The following is a 15,011-nucleotide window of genomic DNA, read 5'->3' as shown; positions in this document are numbered from 1 at the left end:
CTCCCTTTTATCATGTCAGGGAGCGCATAAATTTATAACGGAGTACAGAAGGAAAGTTTTCCCCGGTTTAACGTGATTTTCCCGTCATTAACCAGTTCCTGTAAAACCTTGTGGATGGCGCTGCGGGAGATATGATTACGGGTCAAAATAAAGGTATACACGGACGTTTTCTCACGCACTTCAGGTTCCATCGACCAAATATATTTTACGTGTTCAATAATCTGCTCACGAATGGTGCGATGCGACTGCAACGCTTCACGCTGGAAATAGCGTTGCAGGTGATGCGTTAAGATATCAAACGCCTGCTTCCATAAGTTTTTAGCGGTAAACAAATGATCGGCGTTCTGCACGCTCATTGCCCACATTTCACAATCGGTATCGCAACGTAAATAGTGTCCGGCGACTTCAGTGCGCATTTGCGGCAAACCGAGTATGGCCGGAGCAGAAATACTCACGGTTACCAGATCATTTTCCACACGATAAACAGAGACGGTCCCTTTCTCCAGAAACAAGATATTTCCATCAACCTTCAGATCAATACGCTGGCGTTTTTTGCGTAACGACAGCCAGGCATTATCTGACTTCTTCATTTCATCACCCACAAGTACTACAGCATTTTCAATTTCTTTCTGGAACATGGGACTCTCTACCGCAAATTATGGCTTTATCAAAATTCACTTAGCATCAAAAATAAATGTCAGCCCTCAAGAAAGCTGACATTTATCCCTCTTCTACATCTGCCACCGGCATTCCCTGGTGCCGTGGGCGCGTTCAGACACATGCTGTTTTCGCGTGGTGGCGTCAGGCAGTATATTGCGCTGTCCATAAAGAATTAATGGCAATCATCTTTGCCGCCATTATTTCATCTTTCTCTTCTTTGCAAGGTAGCCAAAAAGACACAATCCATTGATTTATATATGGTTTATTTTTATTAAAAAAGTTATCATAGTTGTTATATTATGATACTAGTTTGAAACACTTCGCGATTTTCGTTGTAGGATCGGGGCCATGCTGGTAGCTATTATGGGCTAAGTGGTATCATGGCCTACCAGCCACCTGGCGCATTATCAAGAGTAGAGACACTATGCCTGAGACTGGCAATGTCAGTTATCTGATTGAAAATAAAATAATATTTACGCCAGCCACACAATGTCTGGCGCGAGTAGCTCAACCCAATCAGCAGATAAAACTCAAACACTCAGCGTCATTATGTCTTTTATTACTTATTCAGCATCGCGGCCAGGTGGTTTCACAAAACGAACTACTGGAGTTTGGCTGGGGTAAAAACCATCGTCAGGTTAGTTTCAATGCCTTTTATCAAAGCATTCTCTCCCTGCGTAAAAGTTTGCTACAGCTGGATCTGGAGCAACCGCTAATCACAACCATCCCTCGCAAGGGGTTGATTATCCAGGAATCGTTTGACATTCAGACGATTGAGACGCCAGAGGGGATCTCTTCTTCAGGTGAAGAGTCCGTGGCCCCGGATACCGTTATAGAAGATCTGTTACCCGGGACACCGCGTCAATCTTTGTTCACCACCGCAGAAATAATCATGGTGACGCTGACTCTTATAATTTGCGCGCTTATATTATACCCATGGCAGGCCAGCGATGATTATTTTTCCAACTATATCACGGTCAGCAAAACGCCCACTGACTGTCAGTATTACTTTAACAATGATGCCAGTAATTTCTCCCGGCATACGGCGTTTATCAACAACAATCCGGGATTGTGTCAGAGCAATAAATTCATTTATATTACGACCTATCCTGAGTCAAAGAAATTGTCCGTGCTTGTATGTCGCTCACCGATAAAAGCCAGGCAAGACAACGCCTGTCAGTCGGTATATTACCCCCGGTATGATAGCTAATGAATTTATATCCCCGCACGTTCCGCATCCGGACAGGTGTAATCCTGCTGATCTGTTTTGCTGCGCTCATGGTTACTGCCGTCTATCGGTTCAGTAAAAACACAGGTGAACTTCATAATCTGACCTGTCGTTCAGCCATCGAAATAGTACGTAATACAAGCTCATTTCGTGGGATTATTGATATTAAAATCGGCGGGAGTAAAGGCATTGTGAATGTTGATGGCATCATCAAAGATGCCAGAAATAATGAGCAAACCGTGCAACGCATGGTCCTGTTTACTCAATCCAGCTACGGCTCAAGTCCGGTCTGGATTTCACAGAAAATACAAATATCCAATCGCGAAACGGCACCCGCCAGCCTTATTCAGGAACTGCTCCCCGACTTTTTCCTGACCAATACCAGCGTATCCAACGTCGATTATTTTGCGCTAAATAGCAAGACGTATCTGATTACCAAAGAAGGGATCCCCTACCTGTACTGCCAGAATTATGCGTTGCCGCAAAATGAAAAATTATAAGCTTTCTGGAGGCTCAACCTACGAGGGAATGCCAGAGGATGAATTTATGGTTCTCCCCTCTCCAGAATACATTGTCATCGTCTGAGTCGCCCCGGAGCGGAATCTGGATCGAGAAGTCATCCTTCCCCGCTTTCCCTGAAAAGCATATCTCCGTTATCATGTGCCTCTTATGTGATAACAACGAAAACAAGAATATCGCAATCCATTGAAAATCAGGGAACTGGACACAACTCCATGAGTACAATCGATAATCTCGACGCCCACACCCCCATGATGCAGCAGTATCTCAAGCTGAAAGCTCAGCACCCGGAAATACTGCTGTTTTACCGCATGGGCGACTTTTATGAACTGTTTTATGACGATGCGAAACGCGCGTCTCAGCTGCTTGATATCTCCCTGACTAAGCGCGGCGCATCCGCAGGCGAGCCCATCCCAATGGCGGGTATTCCCCACCATGCGGTAGAAAACTACCTTGCCAAGCTGGTCAATCAAGGGGAATCCGTCGCTATTTGCGAACAGATTGGCGATCCGGCCACCAGCAAAGGACCGGTGGAGCGTAAAGTTGTGCGCATCGTTACGCCCGGCACCATCAGTGATGAAGCGCTGTTACAGGAGCGCCAGGACAACCTGCTGGCCGCCATCTGGCAGGACAGCAAAGGCTACGGCTATGCCACGCTGGACATCAGCTCCGGGCGTTTTCGCGTTAGCGAGCCTGCCGACCGCGAGACCATGGCCGCCGAACTGCAGCGTACTAACCCGGCTGAACTGCTGTATGCCGAAGATTTTGCAGAAACCTCACTGATTGAAGGACGTCGCGGCCTGCGCCGTCGTCCGCTGTGGGAATTTGAAATTGATACTGCCCGTCAGCAGTTAAATCTGCAGTTTGGCACACGAGACCTGATTGGCTTTGGCGTTGAGAACGCCCCGCGCGGATTATGCGCTGCTGGCTGTCTGCTGCAATATGTGAAAGATACCCAGCGTACCTCACTGCCGCATATTCGTTCCATCACCATGGAGCGTCAGCAGGACAGCATCATTATGGATGCCGCCACCCGCCGCAATCTGGAGATCACCCAGAACCTGGCTGGCGGCGTTGAAAACACATTGGCTTCGGTACTCGACTGCACCGTAACACCGATGGGCAGCCGTATGCTCAAGCGCTGGCTGCATATGCCGGTCCGCGACACCAAAATCCTCACTGAACGCCAACAAACCATCGGCGCGTTACAGGATATCACCAGCGAATTGCAACCCGTGCTGCGTCAGGTGGGCGATCTGGAACGCATTCTGGCGCGTCTCGCTCTGCGTACCGCGCGCCCGCGCGATCTAGCCCGCATGCGCCACGCTTTCCAGCAACTCCCTGAACTACGCGCGCAACTGGAAAACGTAGACAGCGCCCCGGTGCAGATGCTGCGTGAGAAAATGGGAGAGTTTGCGGAGCTGCGTGAACTGCTGGAACGCGCCGTCGTGGAAGCTCCACCGGTGCTGGTACGCGACGGCGGCGTCATCGCGTCTGGCTATAACGAAGAGCTGGACGAGTGGCGAGCGCTGGCCGATGGCGCAACCGACTATCTCGACAGACTGGAGATCCGTGAGCGCGAACGCACTGGTCTTGATACGCTGAAAGTCGGATTCAACGCCGTTCACGGATACTACATTCAGATCAGTCGTGGACAGAGCCATCTGGCGCCAATTAATTACGTGCGTCGCCAGACGTTGAAAAACGCTGAACGCTACATTATTCCAGAACTGAAAGAGTATGAAGACAAAGTTCTGACTTCCAAAGGTAAGGCGCTGGCACTGGAAAAACAGCTATACGACGAGCTGTTCGATATGCTGCTGCCGCATCTGGCTGATTTACAACAGAGCGCCAGCGCGCTGGCGGAGCTGGACGTCCTGGTCAACCTCGCAGAACGTGCTTATACGTTGAATTACACCTGTCCGATCTTCACCGATAAACCCGGTATTCGTATTACCGAGGGTCGTCACCCGGTGGTGGAGCAGGTACTGACAGAGCCGTTTATCGCCAACCCGCTCAACCTTTCCCCACAGCGCCGGATGCTGATCATCACCGGGCCGAACATGGGGGGGAAAAGTACCTATATGCGCCAGACCGCATTGATTGCGCTGCTGGCGTATATCGGCAGCTATGTCCCGGCACAAAAAGTCGAGATAGGGCCTATCGACCGTATATTTACCCGCGTTGGCGCGGCGGATGATCTGGCATCAGGTCGTTCCACCTTCATGGTTGAGATGACCGAAACCGCCAACATTCTGCATAATGCTACCGAAAACAGCCTGGTGCTGATGGATGAGATTGGACGCGGCACTTCAACCTACGACGGCCTGTCGCTGGCATGGGCGTGCGCAGAAAATCTGGCGAATAAAATCAAAGCATTAACATTGTTCGCCACCCACTACTTCGAACTGACTCAGTTACCTGAGAAGATGGAAGGCGTCGCGAATGTACATCTGGACGCGTTAGAGCATGGCGATACCATCGCCTTTATGCACAGCGTACAGGATGGCGCGGCGAGCAAGAGCTATGGCCTGGCGGTAGCAGCCCTGGCAGGTGTGCCGAAAGAGGTCATAAAACGTGCGCGGCAAAAACTGCGCGAACTGGAAAGCATCGCGCCGAATGTTGCCGCAACCCAGGTCGATGGTACACAGATGTCGCTGCTTTCGGTTGCGGAAGAAACATCTCCCGCCGTTGAAGCGCTGGAAAATCTCGACCCGGATTCACTCACGCCTCGCCAGGCACTGGAATGGATCTATCGGTTAAAAAGTCTGGTGTAACGCCGTTGTGCCGGGTACGGTTTCGCCGCACCCGGCATTTTTTGATTAACGCTTATCTTCCGCCAGCAGCGGCGGGATACTTGGCACCATTGGCGCATCGTCGATATCTTTCTGCGTCATGCGAAACGCTTGCGGATAATGCTCGCGGCTGGTACGGCGTAGCGGCTCGGTATTACGCCAGGTGTACAGACAATGCTGGCACTGATATACGGTCCAGACACCTTTTACCGGCGAGTTCGCCATCACTTCAATATGTTCATCGGCACAACGTGGACAAATCATCTGCTACTCCTTATTTACGGTTGGCCAGCATGGCGGTCAGCTTTTCAGCCCAGGCTTTTGTTTCCGGTAAATCACATACCGGTTGGCTGTAATGACCTCGGTTATCCGGTGCAACCGGTGTCGTGGCATCGATGATGAGCTTGTCGGTAATCCCCGCCGGACTGGAACCGGGATCAAGTTCCAGCACCGACATATTCGGCAGTTGCACCAGATCGCCCGCCGGATTGACCTTCGAGGAGAGCGCCCACATCACCTGCGGCAGGTTGAACGGGTCAACGTCTTCATCAACCATAATCACCATCTTCACGTAACCCAGGCCGTGCGGCGTGGTCATAGCACGCAGCCCCACCGCGCGGGCAAAGCCGCCGTAGCGTTTTTTGGTGGAAATAATCGCCAGCAGTCCGTGGGTGTACATGGCGTTCACCGCCTGCACTTCCGGGAATTCGGCTTTCAATTGTTGATAAAGCGGTACGCAGGTCGCCGGGCCCATCAGGTAGTCGATTTCGGTCCACGGCATACCGAGATAGAGTGATTCAAAAATAGGTTTGCTGCGATAAGAGACTTTATCGATACGCACCACGGTCATATTGCGTCCACCGGAATAGTGGCCGGTAAACTCGCCAAACGGACCTTCGATTTCGCGTTTACGGCTTTCAATGACCCCTTCGAGGATCACTTCAGAGCCCCACGGCACGTCAAAACCGGTGAGCGGCGCGGTAGCGATCGGGTACGGGCTTTCACGCAGCGCTCCCGCCATCTCGTATTCAGACTGATCGTATTTCAGCGGCGTGGCGCCCATCAAAGTGATGATGGGATCATTACCCAGCGTGATGGCAATCGGCAAATCTTCACCGCGCTCTTCCGCTTTATGCAGGTGCAGCGCGATATCATGCATTGGTACCGGTTGCAGACCGAGCTTACGTTTGCCCTTCACTTCCATGCGGTAGATGCCGACGTTCTGTTTGCCAAAGTTGTCCCGATCCAGCGGATCGCGCGACACCACGCAGGCTTTATCCAGGTAGAAACCGCCGTCGCCATCGTTCAGGCGAAACAGCGGCAGAATGTCGAAAAGATTAATGTCTTCGCCGTCGACGGTATTTTCAGCCCATGCCGGGTTCGCACGACGTTCCGGGGCAACCGGAAATTTATCCCAGCGACGGATAAACTCATCAATCTGTTTTTTCACCGGGGTATTTGGTGGAAGACCTAAAGAGATGGCGTGATTCTGCCATGAACCGATGGTGTTCATCGCCACGCGGGCATCGGTAAAACCGCGAATATTGTCAAACCACAGCGCAGGCGCGCCATCACCAATACGCCCGGTCGCATTAGCCGCCGCAGCCAGATCCGGCTCGGCGTTAACTTCCTCACTGATTTTCAGCAGTTGTCCCTGGTCGTCCAGCGCCTGCAAAAAGCTGCGCAAATCATCAAATGCCATTATTCGTTCTCCTGTGCAAAATTCTGCGCCTGTCGTAATCCCTGCCAACGACGGGCGTTAGGGTGTTCAAGCCCAAACTGGTCGAGCACGCGCGCGACAATGTGCTGGGTAATGTCATCGACCGTTTGCGGATGGTTGTAAAACGCGGGCATTGGCGGGACCATCGCCACGCCCATGCGGGAAAGCGCGAGCATGTTTTCCAGATGGATGGTGCTGAGCGGCATTTCACGCGGCACCAGCACCAGTTTGCGCCCTTCTTTCAGCGCCACGTCTGCGGCGCGCCCCACCAGCCCTTCCGCGTAACCTGCGCGAATACCGGCCAGCGTTTTCATGCTGCAGGGGATAATGATCATGCCGTCAGTACGAAACGATCCGGAGGAGATGGTCGCGGCCTGGTCCGCGGGGTTGTGGCAATAGTCTGCCAGTGCGGATACATCGCGGACGCTGTACGGCGTTTCCAGCTCAATGGTCGTTTTTGCCCATTTCGACAGCACCAGATGGGTTTCCACCCCCGGCATTTCCCGCAGCGCCTGTAGTAGCGACACGCCGAGCGGTGCGCCGGTAGCCCCCGTCATTCCTACGATCAGTCTCATTCAATTCCTCAATTTGTTCGTGTACGAACATTTTGATTAAAATACTCCCACAATTCATTGTGGGCAAGGCCACCGCGCACGGATAGCTAAAACAGCGATGGTTAAAAAAGGAGGCGTAACCCGCTATGATAGAGACTGACCGATATCCCGGAGCTCTCATGCCGTTACGCAATAAAGCATTTCATCTTTTACGTCAGCTTTTTCAGCAGCATACGGCTCGCTGGCAACATGAGTTACCAGAGCTAACCAAACCGCAGTACGCGGTGATGCGCGCCATTGCCGAACAGCCCGGCATTGAACAGGTCGCCCTGATGGAGGCAGCGGTCTGCACCAAAGCCACACTTGCGGAAATGCTGAGCCGAATGGAAAAGCGTGGGCTGGTCAGGCGGGATCACGACCCGGCGGATAAGCGTCGGCGGTTTGTTTATTTGACTGCGCAGGGAGAAGCATTATTGGCCAGCGCAACCCCGGTAGGAGATCGCGTGGATGATGAGTTTCTGGGCAGACTGAGCGAGGAAGAGCGCAAACAGTTTACTCAACTGGTGCGTAAGATGATGGGATAATCGTTCGGATGGCGGTTTTGGGTGATGTCTTTGTAGGCCCGATAAGCAAAGCGCCATCGGACAATATGTGCCGACCAATAAGCGGTAGCGCTAAAGAAAAAGGCCAGTCTCGATGAGACTGGCCTTTCTTGATGGAACTTGTGCTTACTCGCGGAACAGCGCTTCGATATTCAGCCCCTGAGTCTGCAGAATTTCGCGCAGACGACGCAGGCCTTCAACCTGAATCTGACGAACACGTTCACGCGTGAGACCGATTTCGCGGCCCACATCTTCCAGTGTCGCAGCTTCATACCCCAGCAGACCGAAACGACGTGCCAGCACTTCACGCTGTTTGGCGTTCAGTTCGAACAGCCATTTGACGATGCTCTGTTTCATATCATCGTCTTGCGTGGTGTCTTCCGGGCCGTTTTCTTTTTCATCGGCCAGGATGTCCAGCAACGCTTTTTCGGAATCGCCACCCAGCGGGGTGTCTACCGAGGTAATGCGCTCGTTGAGTCGGAGCATACGGCTGACGTCATCAACCGGTTTATCCAGTTGTTCAGCAATCTCTTCTGCGCTCGGTTCATGGTCCAGTTTATGCGACAACTCACGCGCGGTACGCAGATAGACGTTCAGCTCTTTTACAATATGAATCGGCAGTCGGATCGTACGGGTTTGGTTCATAATAGCCCGTTCGATCGTCTGACGGATCCACCACGTTGCGTATGTTGAGAAGCGGAACCCGCGTTCCGGGTCAAACTTCTCGACGGCACGGATAAGCCCCAGATTGCCCTCTTCAATCAAGTCCAGCAATGCCAGACCGCGATTGCCATAACGGCGAGCAATTTTCACCACCAGACGCAGGTTACTTTCAATCATGCGGCGGCGAGAGGCGACATCTCCACGCAGTGCGCGACGCGCAAAATAAACTTCTTCTTCGGCTGTTAACAGTGGTGAATAACCAATCTCACCAAGGTAAAGCTGAGTCGCGTCCAACACACGCTGTGTGGCCCCCTGCGATAACAGCTCTTCTTCAGCCAGGTCGTTATCACTGGGTTCCTCTTCACTCAAGGCTTTCTCATCAAAAGCCTCTACTCCGTTCTCATCAAATTCCGCATCTTCATTTAAATCATGAACTTTCAGCGTATTCTGACTCATAAAGGTGGCTCCTACCCGTGATCCCTAACGGAACTAGCACGTGAAAGCCTGGTTCCGCCGAATTATCGCTGCGGCAAGTAACGCAGCGGGTTTACGGATTTCCCCTTGTAACGAATTTCAAAATGCAAGCGTGTTGAACTGGTTCCGGTACTACCCATGGTAGCTATTTTCTGCCCCGCCTTGATTTCTTGTTGTTCCCGGACCAGCATTGTATCGTTATGGGCGTAGGCGCTCAGGTAATCATCGTTATGTTTGATGATAATAAGATTACCGTAACCACGCAGCGCGTTACCGGCATAAACGACGCGTCCATCTGCGGTCGCGACAATAGCCTGTCCTTTGCTGCCTGCAATGTCGATCCCTTTATTGCCACCTTCGGTAGCCGCAAAGTTTTCGATCACTTTGCCGTCAGTTGGCCAGCGCCAGGTAGAGATTGGCGCGCTGGTCGACGTTGAGCTTGCAGTTGTTTCGGTTGTGCTAACTGCTGGAGCCGTTACTGGCGCTGTGACAACTGTCCCAGCAGGCTTGTTGTTCGGCAACATTTTGTTAGCACTTTGTTCACCTGAATCCTCAGAATACGTAATTGTTGGTTTCGAAGCAACAGCAACGGTGGAATTTTGTGCAGGGTTGGTCACAACTCCTTGCTGTGCTGCATCCGCCTGGGTGATGGCATTCCCACCGGTAATCGGTGTACCCGAGGCGTTGCCCACTTGCAGAGTTTGCCCGACATTCAGGCTATACGGGGCCGGAACGTTATTGCGCTGTGCGAGGTCACGGAAATCGTTCCCGGTAATCCAGGCAATATAGAAAAGCGTGTCGCCTTTCTTGACAGTATAGGTGCTGCCGCCCGTGTAGCTACCTTTCGGAATATTCCCATACTTACGGTTGTACACGATACGACCGTTTTCCATCTGTACAGGCTGTTCTGCAACAGGTTGAATTTGCGTTGGTTGCGTAGTCGGAGTCTGCACCGGTTGGATCTGTGGCGTCTGTTGTACTGTCGACGTCGAGCCCATTTTTGGCGGAGGCGTAATCAGCATGCCGGAACTGGTGTTCGTGGATGCACCGCCGTCAACCGAGCTGACCGGCGCTGGTGGATTCGAGGTGTTTGAACAACCTGCCAGCCATAATGAAACCAGTGACAATGCCGCAATACGGCGAATGGTAAATTTGTGGCTTCCCGCGCTCATTTATCCCCCAGGAAAATTTGGTTAAAACCCGTAACGTAATCACCGTGCAAAAGCATCGACACGATACGCTGACTAATTCCAGAATATCCAGGAAAACTCCAGGTATTCAGAGCCAGTGTCTACGCAAGCTCCCCTTTTACTAAGGGAACAAAACGTACGGCCTCCACGGTATCAATAATAAATTCGCCTCCCCGACGACGCACCCGCTTCAGGAACTGGTGCTCATCGCCCACGGGTAAGACGAGAATACCGCCTTCATCCAGCTGCATCATCAGCGCAGTTGGGATCTCCGGCGGAGCTGCCGTTACAATGATAGCGTCAAACGGGGCTCGCGCTTGCCAGCCCTGCCATCCATCACCGTGACGGGTAGAAACATTGTGTAAATCCAGCTGTTTCAGGCGACGACGCGCCTGCCATTGCAGGCCTTTAATACGCTCAACGGAGCATACATGCTGCACCAGATGCGCCAGAATCGCCGTCTGGTAGCCGGAGCCAGTGCCAATTTCCAGCACCCGCGATTGCGGCGTTAGCTCAAGCAGCTCAGTCATGCGTGCAACCATATAAGGCTGCGAAATCGTCTGCCCCTGACCAATCGGCAAGGCAATATTGTCCCAGGCCTTATGTTCAAACGCCTCATCAATGAATTTCTCACGCGGCACGGCGGCGAGTGCATCCAGGACATGCTCATCTCGGATGCCCTGCGCACGTAATTGTTCAAGAAGAGTATGTACGCGTCTGCTTACCATTGCGTGTCGACTCCCACGCTGTCCAACCAGCTCGAAACCACCTCATGCGCGCCGTAGGCGGTTAAATCGACATGCAGCGGCGTGATGGAAACATAGCCTTCATCGACGGCGGCAAAATCGGTATCCGGCCCGGCGTCGCATTTTTCCCCCGGCGGCCCAATCCAGTACAACGTATTTCCGCGCGGATCCTGCTGTGGAATAACCTGATCCGCCGGATGGCGGCTGCCGCAGCGGGTGACGCGGATGCCTTTAATCTGATCCAGCGGTAGATCCGGAACGTTGATATTTAAAATACGCCCGGTGCGCAGCGGTTCACGACTCAGCGCCCGTAAGATACGACAGGTTACTGCCGCAGCAGTATCGTAATGCTTATGGCCATCAAGCGAGACAGCCAGCGCAGGGAACCCAAGGTGACGACCTTCCATTGCCGCCGCAACGGTACCGGAATAGATGACATCATCCCCGAGATTAGGACCTGCGTTAATACCAGAAACGACAATGTCCGGACGCGGACGCATTAACGCGTTCACGCCCAGATAGACGCAGTCGGTGGGCGTACCCATTTGTACGGCGATATCGCCGTTATCATAGGTAAACGTGCGAAGTGAAGATTCCAGCGTCAGCGAGTTAGACGCGCCACTGCGGTTACGATCCGGGGCAACCACCTGTACGTCAGCAAACTCACGCAGGGCTTTCGCCAGCGTTTGTATACCGGGTGCATGGACCCCATCATCGTTACTCAGCAATATACGCATAATCACCCATTGTGTTAATAAGTTCCCTTACTACACTGGTGGCGAAGCTACCTGCCGGTAGCCAGAAGCGTAACTCAACGGTTACGTCATCCCACCAGTTCCAGCTTAATTGTTGTGGATACAGCAACATAGCGCGTCGCGATGCCTCGACTTTCTCGCGCAATAGCAGAGACTGCAGCACGGTTTCATCCGCAACAGCGCTTTCTTCAAACACCAGCGCGTCGCGCTGAGTTCCCCACTCACCGCTACCCGGTAATGCCGCTGTAATCATCAATTCTTTGTCATCGACGCGACGCTGTAATTCAGTCTGTTCTTCCTGCGTGGCGACAAACCAGCTTCCGCGTCCCGACAATTGTAGCGCATCGCCGTCAACAACTTGATTAAAGTCTGTTTTTTTCAAGCGTTCACTGACGATCTGATTAAACAACGCGCTACGGGCCGCCGACAACCAAAAACTGCGTTTATTGCGATCGCGCACCGGCGCATCGCTTTGCGCCCAGCGCAGCGCCCCTTGCAGGTTGCTGCCGCCGATCCCAAAACGCTGAGCGCCAAAATAGTTCGGTACGCCGCGCTCGCTAATCGCCTGTAATCGCGCTTCAACATCATTTCGCTCGCTCACTTCACGCAGCACCAGCGTAAATTCGTTGCCTTTCAGCGCCCCTAAACGCAGCTTACGCTTGTGGCGCGCGTACTCCAGCACTTTACAACCTTCGAGCTCAAATTTGCTTAAATCAGGCATTACATTGCCCGGCACGCGCGCGCACAGCCACTGTTCCGTGACCGCATGCTTATCTTTTTGCCCGGCAAAGCTCACTTCACGGGCGTGAATTTTCAGGAACTTCGCCAGCGCGTCAGCGACAAAACGGGTATTGCAGCCGTTTTTCAGGATGCGCACCAAAATGTGCTCGCCTTCGCCATCCGGTTCGAAGCCTAGATCTTCGACGACGACAAAGTCTTCCGGATTGGCTTTCAGGACGCCATGGCCCAGTGGTTTACCATGAAGATATGTCAGATTCTCAAACGCAGTCATTTCGTTGCCTTAATGAGTAACGCCACCGCTTCACAGGCAATCCCTTCCCCACGCCCGGTGAAACCGAGTTTTTCCGTGGTGGTCGCTTTCACGTTAACATCATCCATATGGCAGCCAAGATCTTCGGCAATAAATACGCGCATTTGCGGAATGTGCGGCAGCATCTTCGGCGCCTGAGCAATAATCGTCACATCCACATTACCAAGCGTATAGCCTTTCGCCTGAATACGCCGCCAGGCTTCACGCAATAATTCGCGGCTATCTGCACCTTTAAAGGCCGGGTCGGTATCCGGGAAGAGTTTACCGATGTCACCCAGCGCCGCCGCGCCCAGCAAGGCATCGGTTAGCGCATGTAACGCCACATCACCATCAGAATGCGCCAGCAGTCCTTTTTCATACGGGATGCGCACGCCGCCAATGATAATTGGGCCAACGCCGCCAAAAGCGTGTACGTCAAAACCGTGTCCGATTCGCATTATGCATTCTCCAAATGGATTGTTCGGGAGAGATAAAACTCCGCCAGCGCCAGGTCTTCCGGGCGGGTGACTTTGATGTTGTCAGCGCGTCCTTCGACCAGTTGCGGATGAAAACCGCAATATTCCAGCGCCGAAGCTTCGTCCGTAATGGTTGCGCCTTCGTTGAGCGCACGGGTCAGGCAGTCGTGCAACAGCTCGCGAGGGAAAAACTGCGGCGTTAACGCATGCCATAAGTCGGTACGATCGACCGTATGGGCAATGTCTGTGCGGCCCGGTTCAGCGCGTTTCATCGTATCGCGTACGGGTGCCGCCAGGATCCCGCCAGTGCGGCTGGTTTCACTGATTGCCAGCAAACGTGCTAAGTCATCCTGATGCAGACACGGACGCGCGGCGTCATGCACCAGCACCCAACGCGCATCTCCTGCGGCTTGCAAACCGGCAAGGACAGAATCGGCACGTTCGTTGCCGCCATCCACTACGGTAATTTGCGGATGCGCGGCAAGTGGAAGTTGGGCAAAGCGGCTGTCGCCTGGGCTGATAGCGATGACGACTCGCGTCACCCGGGGATGGGCCAGTAGCGCATCAACCGAGTGTTCAAGAATGGTTTTATTGCCAATTGAGAGGTACTGCTTAGGACACTCTGTTTGCATTCGGCGGCCAAATCCGGCAGCCGGCACCACGGCGCAAACGTCCAATAAAGTGGCTGCCATGTTAGCTCCCTGGACGATTTATCGATTGTTTTGCCCTGCAGTCTGGGCGCGTTTAGACGCGTCAGGCACCAGACGATAAAAAGTTTCGCCCGGCTTAGTCATGCTGAGTTCGTTGCGCGCGCGCTCCTCAATGGCCTCTTGTCCGCCATTGAGATCGTCAATTTCGGCAAAGAGCTGATCGTTACGCGCTTTAAGTTTCGCGTTTGTAGCCTGCTGCGCAGCAACATCATCGTTGACGCGACTATAGTCATGTATGCCGTTCTTACCGAACCACAGCGAATACTGTAGCCAGACTAATAAAGCCAGCAACAGCAGCGTAAGTTTACCCATCCTGCCCCCTGAAAAACGGCATTAACATCCCATAACTTCCGTAGACGACTTTACATCAACGGACGGGAATGCCGCGACAACGCGGGCAAATGTACCACATTTGCCCGTTGTTACGTATACCCCGTGTAAGGAGAACATAATCTCATTGTTGGTTACGGTTTGAATTATGACCAGACAGTGAACGACATCGGCGATCGTTTAAAACGCACTTAGCCTAGCCCAAAAGCCAAAAGAATAGCGCGCTAAACATTCCACCCACCACCAGTAGGGTGCTGGTAATGCTCAGCAGCAGCTTTCCTTTTAATAGCGAGTGCAGGGCAATACCCGCCACAATCGCCACGGGCAGCAACGCGAGGAAGAAAGGCCAGGTATAAAGGAAGAAAAACAGTGTGTTAGGGCCATACATCAGACATGGGAACCCCAGCGCCAGCAGCCACGCTACAAAACCGACCACGGCCCCTGGTAGGGACCAGGTGGTTTCGTCGTCGGTAGCGAAGGTCTCTGACTCTGTAATAGTAATGTTATGGCTGTTACGCATATCTAATCCTGTGACCGTGACTGACCGGGCATGTAAGCT

General features: G+C 52.8%; 17 protein-coding genes. 4 read left to right on the top strand and 13 right to left on the bottom strand.

The features are described from left to right. Positions 1-32: 32 nt before the first annotated feature. Positions 33-638, bottom strand: coding sequence for a helix-turn-helix domain-containing protein (locus KQJ18_RS02070; RefSeq protein WP_085048837.1), 606 nt, complete (start codon positions 636-638; stop codon positions 33-35). A 446-nt stretch (positions 639-1,084) separates the two neighbouring features. On the opposite strand from KQJ18_RS02070, the gene KQJ18_RS02065 reads away from it, so the two are divergent. From KQJ18_RS02065 to mutS, 3 genes are all read left to right on the top strand, one after another. Continuing rightward, positions 1,085-1,870 (top strand): winged helix-turn-helix domain-containing protein, encoded by a 786-nt coding sequence (locus KQJ18_RS02065; protein ID WP_199952267.1) that lies wholly within the window; start codon positions 1,085-1,087, stop codon positions 1,868-1,870. Beyond that, positions 1,870-2,388 carry a hypothetical protein gene (locus KQJ18_RS02060; protein ID WP_199952268.1) on the top strand — a complete coding sequence of 173 codons (519 nt, stop codon included), beginning with the start codon at positions 1,870-1,872 and terminating at the stop codon, positions 2,386-2,388. Before KQJ18_RS02065 ends, KQJ18_RS02060 begins: the two co-directional genes overlap by 1 nt. Positions 2,389-2,622: 234 nt before the next feature. Beyond that, positions 2,623-5,184 carry a DNA mismatch repair protein MutS gene (mutS, locus tag KQJ18_RS02055; RefSeq protein WP_216421322.1) on the top strand — a complete coding sequence of 854 codons (2,562 nt, stop codon included), beginning with the start codon at positions 2,623-2,625 and terminating at the stop codon, positions 5,182-5,184. A gap of 45 nt (positions 5,185-5,229) precedes the next feature. Here the strand turns inward: mutS and KQJ18_RS02050 are convergent, their stop codons facing one another. The 3 genes from KQJ18_RS02050 to KQJ18_RS02040 are packed head-to-tail and all read right to left on the bottom strand — an operon-like array spanning position 5,230 to position 7,497. After that, positions 5,230-5,466 carry a non-oxidative hydroxyarylic acid decarboxylases subunit D gene (locus KQJ18_RS02050; RefSeq protein WP_038633131.1) on the bottom strand — a complete coding sequence of 79 codons (237 nt, stop codon included), beginning with the start codon at positions 5,464-5,466 and terminating at the stop codon, positions 5,230-5,232. Between the two features lie 10 nt (positions 5,467-5,476). Continuing rightward, on the bottom strand, positions 5,477-6,904 hold the full coding sequence (locus tag KQJ18_RS02045) for a non-oxidative hydroxyarylic acid decarboxylases subunit C (protein ID WP_038633134.1): 1,428 nt from the start codon (positions 6,902-6,904) through the stop codon (positions 5,477-5,479). After that, the gene (locus tag KQJ18_RS02040; RefSeq protein ID WP_204525376.1) at positions 6,904-7,497 is read right to left on the bottom strand and encodes a non-oxidative hydroxyarylic acid decarboxylases subunit B; all 594 of its coding nucleotides are present in this window, start codon (positions 7,495-7,497) and stop codon (positions 6,904-6,906) included. The genes KQJ18_RS02045 and KQJ18_RS02040 overlap by 1 nt, the downstream gene beginning before the upstream one ends. 158 nt (positions 7,498-7,655) lie before the next feature. On the opposite strand from KQJ18_RS02040, the gene KQJ18_RS02035 reads away from it, so the two are divergent. Further along, positions 7,656-8,060 (top strand): MarR family transcriptional regulator, encoded by a 405-nt coding sequence (locus KQJ18_RS02035; protein ID WP_038633140.1) that lies wholly within the window; start codon positions 7,656-7,658, stop codon positions 8,058-8,060. 144 nt (positions 8,061-8,204) lie between these two features. On the opposite strand, the gene rpoS is transcribed toward KQJ18_RS02035, so the two are convergent. From rpoS to KQJ18_RS01990, 9 genes are all read right to left on the bottom strand, one after another. After that, complete coding sequence (gene rpoS, locus KQJ18_RS02030) at positions 8,205-9,197, bottom strand: RNA polymerase sigma factor RpoS (RefSeq protein WP_000081498.1); 993 nt, start codon at positions 9,195-9,197, stop codon at positions 8,205-8,207. Between the two features lie 62 nt (positions 9,198-9,259). Beyond that, entirely contained in the window at positions 9,260-10,342 is a 1,083-nt protein-coding gene (nlpD, locus tag KQJ18_RS02025) for a murein hydrolase activator NlpD (RefSeq protein WP_223229542.1), read from the bottom strand. 164 nt (positions 10,343-10,506) lie between these two features. Next, the gene (gene pcm, locus KQJ18_RS02020; RefSeq protein ID WP_038633150.1) at positions 10,507-11,133 is read right to left on the bottom strand and encodes a protein-L-isoaspartate O-methyltransferase; all 627 of its coding nucleotides are present in this window, start codon (positions 11,131-11,133) and stop codon (positions 10,507-10,509) included. After that, positions 11,127-11,888, bottom strand: coding sequence for a 5'/3'-nucleotidase SurE (surE, locus tag KQJ18_RS02015; RefSeq protein ID WP_038633152.1), 762 nt, complete (start codon positions 11,886-11,888; stop codon positions 11,127-11,129). Before surE ends, pcm begins: the two co-directional genes overlap by 7 nt. Next, on the bottom strand, positions 11,869-12,918 hold the full coding sequence (gene truD, locus KQJ18_RS02010; protein ID WP_038633155.1) for a tRNA pseudouridine(13) synthase TruD: 1,050 nt from the start codon (positions 12,916-12,918) through the stop codon (positions 11,869-11,871). The genes surE and truD overlap by 20 nt, the downstream gene beginning before the upstream one ends. Then, positions 12,915-13,394: a 2-C-methyl-D-erythritol 2,4-cyclodiphosphate synthase gene (gene ispF / locus KQJ18_RS02005; protein WP_003034167.1), complete on the bottom strand. Its 480-nt coding sequence runs from the start codon at positions 13,392-13,394 to the stop codon at positions 12,915-12,917. The genes truD and ispF overlap by 4 nt, the downstream gene beginning before the upstream one ends. After that, on the bottom strand, positions 13,394-14,104 hold the full coding sequence (gene ispD / locus KQJ18_RS02000; protein WP_038633159.1) for a 2-C-methyl-D-erythritol 4-phosphate cytidylyltransferase: 711 nt from the start codon (positions 14,102-14,104) through the stop codon (positions 13,394-13,396). Before ispD ends, ispF begins: the two co-directional genes overlap by 1 nt. An 18-nt stretch (positions 14,105-14,122) precedes the next feature. Continuing rightward, positions 14,123-14,434, bottom strand: a complete 312-nt coding sequence (ftsB, locus tag KQJ18_RS01995) for a cell division protein FtsB (protein ID WP_003034163.1) — start codon at positions 14,432-14,434, stop codon at positions 14,123-14,125. A gap of 214 nt (positions 14,435-14,648) precedes the next feature. Then, positions 14,649-14,972: a DUF3561 family protein gene (locus tag KQJ18_RS01990; protein ID WP_038633162.1), complete on the bottom strand. Its 324-nt coding sequence runs from the start codon at positions 14,970-14,972 to the stop codon at positions 14,649-14,651. Positions 14,973-15,011 lie beyond the last annotated feature (39 nt).

It is taken from the genome of Citrobacter sp. S55_ASV_140 (assembly GCF_018919505.1).
Lineage (GTDB): Bacteria > Pseudomonadota > Gammaproteobacteria > Enterobacterales > Enterobacteriaceae > Citrobacter > Citrobacter werkmanii.
This window is presented reverse-complemented; position numbering and strand designations above follow the sequence as displayed.

Bases quoted from the DNA above. Each gene is read 5' to 3' on its own strand.
- KQJ18_RS02035 (WP_038633140.1), top strand. From the start codon at position 7,656: ATGCCGTTACGCAATAAAGCATTTCATCTTTTACGTCAGCTTTTTCAG.
- KQJ18_RS02050 (WP_038633131.1), bottom strand. From the start codon at position 5,466: ATGATTTGTCCACGTTGTGCCGATGAACATATTGAAGTGATGGCGAAC.
- KQJ18_RS01990 (WP_038633162.1), bottom strand. From the start codon at position 14,972: ATGCGTAACAGCCATAACATTACTATTACAGAGTCAGAGACCTTCGCT.
- ispF (WP_003034167.1), bottom strand. From the start codon at position 13,394: ATGCGAATCGGACACGGTTTTGACGTACACGCTTTTGGCGGCGTTGGC.
- truD (WP_038633155.1), bottom strand. From the start codon at position 12,918: ATGACTGCGTTTGAGAATCTGACATATCTTCATGGTAAACCACTGGGC.
- ispD (WP_038633159.1), bottom strand. From the start codon at position 14,104: ATGGCAGCCACTTTATTGGACGTTTGCGCCGTGGTGCCGGCTGCCGGA.
- KQJ18_RS02060 (WP_199952268.1), top strand. From the start codon at position 1,870: ATGAATTTATATCCCCGCACGTTCCGCATCCGGACAGGTGTAATCCTG.
- rpoS (WP_000081498.1), bottom strand. From the start codon at position 9,197: ATGAGTCAGAATACGCTGAAAGTTCATGATTTAAATGAAGATGCGGAA.
- mutS (WP_216421322.1), top strand. From the start codon at position 2,623: ATGAGTACAATCGATAATCTCGACGCCCACACCCCCATGATGCAGCAG.
- ftsB (WP_003034163.1), bottom strand. From the start codon at position 14,434: ATGGGTAAACTTACGCTGCTGTTGCTGGCTTTATTAGTCTGGCTACAG.
- KQJ18_RS02040 (WP_204525376.1), bottom strand. From the start codon at position 7,497: ATGAGACTGATCGTAGGAATGACGGGGGCTACCGGCGCACCGCTCGGC.
- KQJ18_RS02045 (WP_038633134.1), bottom strand. From the start codon at position 6,904: ATGGCATTTGATGATTTGCGCAGCTTTTTGCAGGCGCTGGACGACCAG.
- KQJ18_RS02070 (WP_085048837.1), bottom strand. From the start codon at position 638: ATGTTCCAGAAAGAAATTGAAAATGCTGTAGTACTTGTGGGTGATGAA.
- surE (WP_038633152.1), bottom strand. From the start codon at position 11,888: ATGCGTATATTGCTGAGTAACGATGATGGGGTCCATGCACCCGGTATA.
- pcm (WP_038633150.1), bottom strand. From the start codon at position 11,133: ATGGTAAGCAGACGCGTACATACTCTTCTTGAACAATTACGTGCGCAG.
- KQJ18_RS02065 (WP_199952267.1), top strand. From the start codon at position 1,085: ATGCCTGAGACTGGCAATGTCAGTTATCTGATTGAAAATAAAATAATA.